11 protein-coding genes and 1 pseudogene are annotated in these 7,916 nt (G+C 64.6%); 5 read left to right on the top strand and 7 right to left on the bottom strand.

Features of this window, described 5'->3' with window-relative positions:
* The 4 genes and pseudogenes from KBA48_RS31285 to KBA48_RS31275 all read left to right on the top strand — a co-directional run.
* On the top strand, positions 1-436 hold a 436-nt coding region (locus KBA48_RS31285; protein ID WP_292912597.1), incomplete at its 5' end, for a DUF736 domain-containing protein.
* Between the two features lie 176 nt (positions 437-612).
* On the top strand, positions 613-852 hold the full coding sequence (locus KBA48_RS31280; RefSeq protein ID WP_089290451.1) for a helix-turn-helix domain-containing protein: 240 nt from the start codon (positions 613-615) through the stop codon (positions 850-852).
* Positions 849-1,310, top strand: a pseudogene (locus KBA48_RS33125) (S26 family signal peptidase); the annotation flags it as partial. The gene KBA48_RS31280 and the pseudogene KBA48_RS33125, both read left to right, overlap by 4 nt.
* A 79-nt stretch (positions 1,311-1,389) precedes the next feature.
* Positions 1,390-1,728, top strand: a complete 339-nt coding sequence (locus KBA48_RS31275; RefSeq protein WP_292912596.1) for a DUF3363 domain-containing protein — start codon at positions 1,390-1,392, stop codon at positions 1,726-1,728.
* Between the two features lie 53 nt (positions 1,729-1,781).
* Here the strand turns inward: KBA48_RS31275 and KBA48_RS31270 are convergent, their stop codons facing one another.
* From KBA48_RS31270 to KBA48_RS31245, 6 genes are read right to left on the bottom strand one after another with little or no spacing between them, the layout of a single operon-like run.
* Positions 1,782-2,858: an ArsO family NAD(P)H-dependent flavin-containing monooxygenase gene (locus KBA48_RS31270; RefSeq protein WP_292912595.1), complete on the bottom strand. Its 1,077-nt coding sequence runs from the start codon at positions 2,856-2,858 to the stop codon at positions 1,782-1,784.
* Positions 2,855-3,616, bottom strand: coding sequence for an arsenical resistance protein ArsH (gene arsH / locus KBA48_RS31265; RefSeq protein WP_367273898.1), 762 nt, complete (start codon positions 3,614-3,616; stop codon positions 2,855-2,857). Before arsH ends, KBA48_RS31270 begins: the two co-directional genes overlap by 4 nt.
* Before the next feature lie 5 nt (positions 3,617-3,621).
* Entirely contained in the window at positions 3,622-4,689 is a 1,068-nt protein-coding gene (arsB, locus tag KBA48_RS31260; RefSeq protein WP_292912593.1) for an ACR3 family arsenite efflux transporter, read from the bottom strand.
* 40 nt (positions 4,690-4,729) lie between these two features.
* Positions 4,730-5,155: an arsenate reductase (glutaredoxin) gene (gene arsC / locus KBA48_RS31255; RefSeq protein WP_292912592.1), complete on the bottom strand. Its 426-nt coding sequence runs from the start codon at positions 5,153-5,155 to the stop codon at positions 4,730-4,732.
* Positions 5,152-5,658, bottom strand: coding sequence for an arsenate reductase ArsC (locus KBA48_RS31250; RefSeq protein WP_292912591.1), 507 nt, complete (start codon positions 5,656-5,658; stop codon positions 5,152-5,154). Before KBA48_RS31250 ends, arsC begins: the two co-directional genes overlap by 4 nt.
* A gap of 29 nt (positions 5,659-5,687) precedes the next feature.
* Complete coding sequence (locus KBA48_RS31245; protein WP_292912590.1) at positions 5,688-6,029, bottom strand: helix-turn-helix transcriptional regulator; 342 nt, start codon at positions 6,027-6,029, stop codon at positions 5,688-5,690.
* Between the two features lie 355 nt (positions 6,030-6,384).
* Here KBA48_RS31245 and KBA48_RS31240 point away from each other — a divergent pair, with 355 nt between their 5' ends.
* Entirely contained in the window at positions 6,385-6,708 is a 324-nt protein-coding gene (locus tag KBA48_RS31240) for a helix-turn-helix transcriptional regulator (RefSeq protein WP_292912589.1), read from the top strand.
* Here KBA48_RS31240 and KBA48_RS31235 read toward each other — a convergent pair.
* Positions 6,671-7,783: an MFS transporter gene (locus KBA48_RS31235; protein WP_292912598.1), complete on the bottom strand. Its 1,113-nt coding sequence runs from the start codon at positions 7,781-7,783 to the stop codon at positions 6,671-6,673. The two genes, KBA48_RS31240 and KBA48_RS31235, sit on opposite strands and share 38 nt — an antisense overlap.
* Positions 7,784-7,916 lie beyond the last annotated feature (133 nt).

Genomic DNA, 7,916 nt, shown 5'->3' with positions numbered 1-7,916 from the left:
CCTTCGCTTTGCTCGGGTGGCGCTGGTCACCTTTGCGGTCTCTGACGCCGGGGACATCGCGGGGATGGTCCCGCGACCGCAGCGTAGGAGACAGATCATGGCCATCACCCTCGGCACCTTCACCAAGCTCGACGACGGCAGCTTCTCGGGCATCCTCAAGACCCTCAACGTCACCGCTTCGCTCGCCATCGTTCCGGTGACCAAGCTGTCCGACAATGCCCCCGACCACCGCGTCTTTGCCGGCAACGGCCAGCGCTACGAGGTCGGTGCCGGCTGGTCCCAGATCGCCAAATCCAGCGGCGAGACCTATCTGAACCTCAAGATCGGTGCGCCGGAATTCGGTCCCCATTGGGTGCGTGCCCGTCTCGTCAAGCTGGAACATCCGGCTGATGACGGCACCACCCACATCGCCCTGTGGGAGCCCCGCGACCGCTGATCCCCGCCTTTTCAGTCCCGTTCCGGCACCGCCGGGACGGGGCTTTTCGCCTGTTCGGGGGGAGGGGGATCGAAATCTTGGGGGGCCGGTTTTCGAGCGTCCGCAACCACGCCCCCGTTCGCCATGCTCGCCCCATCTGCGGCGATCCCCGCCGCCGTCACCCGAGGAGTGGTGAGATGGAGGATGAGGTCAATCGAGCCGCAAAAGCCCGCAAAGGCAGCCCGTTTCTCAACACGGCACAGGCCGCCTTTTATATCGGCCTGTCGCATCGGACGCTGGAAAAGATGCGCCTGACAGGCGGTGGTCCGCGCTTTCGCAAGCACGGGCGTTATGTCCGCTATCACATTGATGACCTGGATGCTTGGTCATTGGGGGAGCGACGCGACAGCACCTCGGACAAGGGGGATGCGTCATGAATTGCGCTCCGATATCGCAACAGAAATCGCCCCGCCGCCCATCGCGCCACCGATTGTCGCGAACGGCACGTCGTCGAGCATTGTGGCTGGCAGGCTTGGCATTGGTGGCGCTGGGCTTTTCGGTGCTGGCTCGCCCGGAGCCGATCGTGGTCTGGAACAGCAGCGCATCTGCTCCCCTTGGGCTCTATCTGGTGCTGCCGGAGACCCGCCTTCGTCCTGGCGATATGGCGCTGGTAACTCCGCCGGAGAGCATTGCCAACATGGCGGCGCGGCGGGGCTATCTGCCGCGCGATGTGCCACTGATCAAGCAGGTGGCGGCCATGGGCGGGGATCATGTCTGCGCCAAGGGTGGGGTCATCACCATCGATGGCGATATGGTCGCCGTGCGTCAGAAGGCCGACAGGGCGGGCCGTCCGTTGCCCTGGTGGGAGGGCTGCCGGGTCCTGTCGGCAGGAGAAATCCTGTTCCTGATGCCAGCGGCAGAGTCCCTGGATGGCCGCTATTTCGGGCCGCTGTCATCGGTCGGTTGGTGCCACTATGGCTGCGCTGAAGGCGGTTGGGCTGGCCTTTGCGCTGCTGGCCATTGCGGGGTTGCCGGGGCAGCGGACTATGCGTCTTGCCGGCCAACTATCCGACGAACTGGGCTTGCCCTATGCCAGCCTCTCCCGTGGCCAACCCGTTGATGGCATCTACCGTCGGACGGTGGTCCTTGCCGGCGACAAGCTGGCCCTGGTCGAGCGCAGCCGGGACTTCACCCTGGTGCCCTGGCGGGCCGTCTTGGACCGGCATATCGGGCAGCCTGTGTCGGGGATCATCAGCGGGGATGGCGTGACCTGGAACTTCGGGCGACAGCGAGGCGGGCCGCAGGTCGGTTGATCCAACCCCGTCCGGCGTATCACAAGGAAGAAAGGTCTGATCGCCAGATGGTTTCAGCTCTTGATGGGAAGGCCGTCTGTCAGTGCCGCGGCAATCTCCGCAGCGGTATTGCGGGCGCTACGGCCCACGCCGATCAGTGTCGCGGAACCGGGGCCGGTCCATGTGCCATACCCGACAAACCACAGTTTGGGGTTGCGGTGGCAGCGGGTGCCATCCAGCGCCACAGTTCCATCGGCCTCGATCAGCCCCAATCCAGCAACCGGGTCCAGGGCAGAGCGGAAGCCCGTGCACCAGATCACGGTGTCGATATCGGTCTGCGTGCCGTCGGTCCACAGGACGCCTGTTCGGGTGAAACGGGCGAAGGGCCGCACACTGCCGAGATTGCCGCGATCCCGTGCCGCCTTGACCGGGGCGACCATGACGATGTCGCCCAGCCCACCGGGCGGTGCATCCGGCGCGCGCCCTTCCTGAAACGCCTTGATAAGGGCGGTCGCCCGCTGGAACAGAACCCGGCCATCGACTTCATCGGGCAGAAAGACCGGCGGGCGCTCCGTCACCCAGGTCGCATCGGCGAGCAGCGACAATTCGGCCTGCAGTTGCGCCCCGGAATTGCCGCCCCCCACCACAAGTACCCGCTGCCCGGCAAACCTCTCGGGCCCGCGATAATGGGCAGAGTGGATCTGCTGTCCCGCGAACAGCTCTTGCCCCGGATAGGTTGGGATATATGGATGACGCCAAGTGCCCGTGGCCATGACAATGCACCTTGCCCGCCACGCCCCCTTATCGGTCTCGATCCGCAAGCGGTCACCGCCATCCACGATCGTCTGGACATGGACAGGCCGGTGAACGGGGAAGGGATAGCGCTGCTCATACCGGGTCAGATAGTCAATGACGGCGTCTCGGGACGGGTAATCATCGCCACCCGGCGGCATCGGCCAGCCCGGCAGCGAACTGTAGGCGGCGGGGGAGAACAGGCGCAGACTGTCCCAGCCATGCCGCCATGCCCCACCCGGTGCCACCTCACCATCCAGGATGACAAAGTCGATGCCGGCCCGGCGGAGGTGATAGGCAGTGGCCAGCCCCGCCTGTCCCCCGCCGATGATGGCGACATCAATCTTGCGCTCCGTCACGAGACCCGTCCTTGTCCGCCACCGGTGGCCAGGGTCGCAAGGTCGGTCGCAGGATCGACGGGTTTGCCGGCTTCCCGCCGTTCGGAATAGCGGTCCACCAACATGTCGGCATGGGGGCGCAGCAACACCGTGAAGCGGACCAGTTCCTCCATCACATCGACGATACGGTCGTAATATGCCGACGGTTTCATGCGGCCGGCCTCGTCGAATTCCTGGAAGGCCTTGGCGACGCTGGACTGGTTGGGGATGGTCACCATCCGCATCCAGCGACCCAGGATGCGCAGGGTGTTGACAGCATTGAAACTCTGCGATCCGCCCGATACCTGCATGACGGCCAGGGTTCGCCCCTGGGTGGGGCGGATGCCGCCCATGGCCAGGGGCAGATGGTCGATCTGCGCCTTCATGATGCCGGTGATCTGGCCATGGCGTTCGGGGCTGCACCAGACCTGCCCCTCTGACCAGATGGAGTGCTCGCGCAGCTCGCGCACGGCCGGATGGTCGTCGCCCTTCACCTGGTCGGGCAAAGGCAGGTCGGACGGGTCGAAGATCCGCGTCTCGGCGCCGAAATATTCCAGCAGGCGGGCCGCCTCCTCCACTGCCAGACGGGAGAAGGAACGTTCCCGTAGCGACCCATAAAGCAGCAGGATACGCGGCTTGGGGTCCAGCGGCCCCAGGCCCAGGGCTGGCCGCTGATGGGCATAGGCAGGGTCGAGTGCGGGCAAAAGGGTCGGGTCGGGCAGGGGGCGAAGACGGTTCATGCGGATCATCCCCTGGCCGGTGCGGTTGCGGGATACCAGCGCCGGCCCAGCCACAGGGCCAGTTGCACCATCAGGATCAGCACCGGCACCTCCACCAGCGGGCCGATGACAGCGGCGAAGGCCACGGGGGAAGCGAGGCCAAAGGCGGCGATAGCCACCGCGATGGCCAGTTCGAAATTATTGCCGGCCGCCGTGAAGGCGACCGAGGTGGCGCGGGGATAGTCGGCGTCGATCAGCCGCCCCATGAAGAAGCTGACCAGGAACATGATGAAGAAATAGAGCGTCAGCGGTACGGCGATGGAAAGCGCATCCAGGGGCAACCGGACGACGTCGCCGCCCTTCAGGCTGAACATGGCGACGATGGTGAACAGCAAGGCCGCGAGCGTGATGGGGGAGATCCGGGGCAGGAACCGGTTCTCGTACCAGCTCTCGCCCTTGGCGCGGATCAGGACCTTGCGGGTCAGGAAGCCTGCCAGGAAGGGAATGCCCAGATAGATCAGCACCGCCTCAGCGATCGTCCAGAACGACACGTCGATGACGCTGCCCTCCAGCCCCAGCAGCGGCGGCAGGAAGCCCAGGAAGAACCAGGCGTAGACGCTGAAGAACAGGATCTGGAAGATGGAGTTGAAGGCCACCAGCCCCGCCACATACTGGTTCGACCCGCAGGCAAGCTGGTTCCAGACTAGCACCATGGCGATGCAGCGCGCCAGACCGATCAGGATCAGGCCGGTCATATAATCCGGCTGGTCGGACAGGAAGATCACGGCCAGCGCGAACATCAGCACCGGCCCGATGATCCAGTTCTGAACCAGCGACAGGGCCAGGATGCGCTTGTCGGCGAAGACCTGATGTAACTCCTCGTACCGGACCTTGGCCAGTGGTGGATACATCATCAGGATCAGGCCGATGGCGATGGGGATGTTCGTGGTGCCCACCGACAGCCGGTCGAGTGCCGCCGGCAGCCCCTCGAACAGGCTGCCCAAGGCCACGCCCAGCGCCATGGCGGCAAAGATCCACAGGGTCAGGTATCGGTCCAGAAAGGACAGGCGGCGGGCTGGTACGGCTTGGCTCACGATTGCGGACCTTGGAACGGGTTCAGAGAGCGGATTTGGTTCACCGCAGGCGGTTACCGGACGCATCCACAACAGCCTCGCCATCTTCCTTGGCAAAGGCGGATTTCTGTGCATCGGGCAGGATGTCCAGCACCCGTTCCGATGGCCGGCACAGGCGCACGCCCAGCGGGGTGACAACAATGGGCCGGTTGATCAGGATCGGGTGCGCCATCATGGCATCCAGCAGGGCCTCGTCCGACAAGGCCGGATCGCCCAGCCCCAGTTCGGCATAGGGCGTGCCCTTCTCGCGCAGCACATCCCGCACCGACACGCCCATGCGGGCGATCAGGTCCATCAGGGTTTCGCGCGAGGGTGGGGTCTTCAGATACTCGATGATCGTCGGTTCCACGCCGCTGTTGCGGATCATGGCCAGGGTGTTGCGTGACGTACCGCAGGCGGGATTGTGGTAGATGGTGATATCGGTCATGCCATGGCCCCCTGCTGCGCCATCTCCGCCAGCTTGCGCTTCAACGCGAGCTTGTCCAGCGAGGCCAGCGGCAGGCTCATGAACAGCTGCAGCCGGCGCTGGATCTGGGCAAAGACATTGGCGGTGAAAGCGGCCTTTTCCGCATCGGTGCCGGTGGCCGAGGATGGGTCGGGAAAGCCCCAATGGGCTGTCATCGGATGGCCGGGCCAGACCGGGCAGACCTCACCGGCGGCGTTGTCGCAGACGGTGAAGATGAAATCCATTTGCGGCGCGTCGGGGCCTGCGAATTCATCCCAGGTTTTGGAACGCACAGCCGATATGTCATGGCCCAGATGCTCCAGCAGGTCCTTTACGAAGGGGTTGATGCGACCCGACGGCTGACTGCCGGCGCTGAAGGCTTGGAACCTGCCCTTGCCCTCCTTGTTCAGGATGCATTCCGCCATGACGCTGCGGGCACTGTTGTGGGTGCAGAGGAAAAGGACATTAAAAACGCGCTCGGACATGATGTCTCCTTGGGCGGGCGTCGGTTGGGTCAATCCGGGCAATCGCCGGCACAGGTTGGCACCGGGATGCCGCTACAGATCTCCGGTCGGCCCTGGCAGCAATCTTCCATCAGAAAGGCCACCAGCTTGCGCGTGCCCTCATAATCGGTCGCGTAAAAGATTTGCCGCTGCACACGCCAGGACCGCAGCAGGCCCGCCCGCTCCAGAATGCCCAGATGGTGGGACAGCGTGGAGGGGGGAACGCCGACCTGGGCAGCGATCTCGCTGGCATGCAGGCCGTTAGGCCCCCGTTGCACCAGCAGCCGGAAGATGGAGAGCCGCGTTTCCTGGGCAAGGGCCGCAAAGGCCTCTGTCGCGTGTTTCGATTCCATGATTCGATAATTATGGAATTGTATCGAACTGTCAAGCCAGTTGACCCGCCACTTCGTGGCCTGCGTTCTGGCGATTGCTGGTGTGGCCTCACCCGTGACCAGTTCTGCCCGTCGGTTCCGCTACACTTTTTCCCTTTACGTCCATGGTGGTTGAGCGTTTCAGCCGGACCAGCTTGTTCGGCGCACCGATCCTGGAATCGACCGGCACTGGCTATGGCAGGCGGCCTCGACATGCGACATTGGTCCGAAGAACGGCGCTTCTTCCGCCCGCCCCGGTGGCTACGGTTTTGTATTCCTGGAAATTTAGAAGTGTTGGCGCCATATTCTACAGTGAATTTGGATCTGGAGCGCCTTCATGGATATCCAAGCCGCCGCCCGCTGCTTTGCCGAATTGGGGCATCCCTCACGCCTTGCCATCTATCAACGGCTGGTGCAGGCAGGCGATGAGGGCATGCCGGTCAGCGCCATCGCCGAGGAACTGGGCATCGTCCTGTCCACCCTGTCCCACCATATCAAGCAACTGGTGCAGGCCGGGCTGGTGGAACAGGTGCGGGACGGACGCACCCTGATCTGCCGGCCGATCTATCCGCAGATGGACGCGCTGCTGGCCTTCCTGCGTGAACAATGCTGTTCGCGGCCGGTCATGGCGACGACCTGCTGCGATCCCGCGGCCGCGTGAAGGCGGCCAGCAGAAAGCCGGCCAGGATCGGCACGCAGGCCGCGATCCCCAGCCACAGCACAGGCTGGTAGGACCCGGACCGGTCCCAGATCAGCGCCACCAGCAGTGGGGCCAGTGCCTTACACACCGAACCAGGCAGGCTCAACAGGCCATTGACGGCACCATAGGCGCGGGGTGTCAGCATCTCTGGCACGGCGGCACCACGGATGATGGTCATGATGCCATTGGCAGCGCCATAAAGGATGGCGAACAGCACCAGTGCCGGGACCCCGCCGCCGGGTAGCAGTAACAGGGCAAGCGCCATCGGCAGGGCCAGGATGGTGCCCACCCCGACCCGTCGGATCGGCGCCCGCTCGGCGATGGCGGCCACGATGATCCGGCCCACCACCTGCGCCGGGCCGATCAAGGTCAGGACCAGCACGACCGACACCGTTGACAGGCCCTGCTCCCCTAGTAGGGGATACAGGTGAAAGCTGATACCCGAGAACAGGGCATAGTACAGGGTGAAGGCGGCCATCAGGCCCCAGAATGCGGGTTGGCGCAGCACCCAGCGCACAATACCGTCGTCGGTCGCCACCGCCCGGTGCGACAATGTCGGCGTCCGCCGGTCGATCACCCGCAGATGCAGGGGCAAGGCCAGGAACATGTTGATGGCGGCCAGCACCTCGAGCGTCCCGCGCCAGCCCAGCCGGTCCAGCAGGAACTGGGTCAGCGGAACAAAGACGGTGCTGGCAAAGCCACCCCACAGGGTCAGCGCCGTGATGCCACGCCGTGCCTGGGGGCCAAAGCGGCGGGAAACCACGGCGAAACCCGGTTCATACAGGGTCATGGCCTTGGCCAGCCCGATCAGGATGAACAGCGGGGGTAACAGCCAACCCGCGTCTACGTGCGACCAGATCAGCAGGGCCAGCGTCGCCAGCAGCGACCCGCCGGCCATGACCATGCGACCATACCCCTGGTCGATGGCGCGGCCCACCGGATAGGCAGCCAAGCCCGCTACAGCCAATGCCAGAGATGCCAGCCCGAAAATCGCCGACCGCGACCAGTTGAAGTCCGCCGCCATCGGCGGGGCCAGCAGGGGGAGAGCTGGTCCCCCGTGAGCGGACAGTTTTTGTTCGGCGTTAAGCTTGGTCCTGTTCAGTTCACGCCGCCAAACACAGTTTGTCCGCCCCTTGCCTGTATGCCTCGTCGGGTGTTTGTCCCCCGAG

Source organism: Niveispirillum sp., assembly GCF_017996735.1.
Lineage (GTDB): Bacteria > Pseudomonadota > Alphaproteobacteria > Azospirillales > Azospirillaceae > Niveispirillum.
Note: the sequence above shows the minus strand (reverse complement) of the source record. Positions and strands in the feature narration are given on the sequence as shown.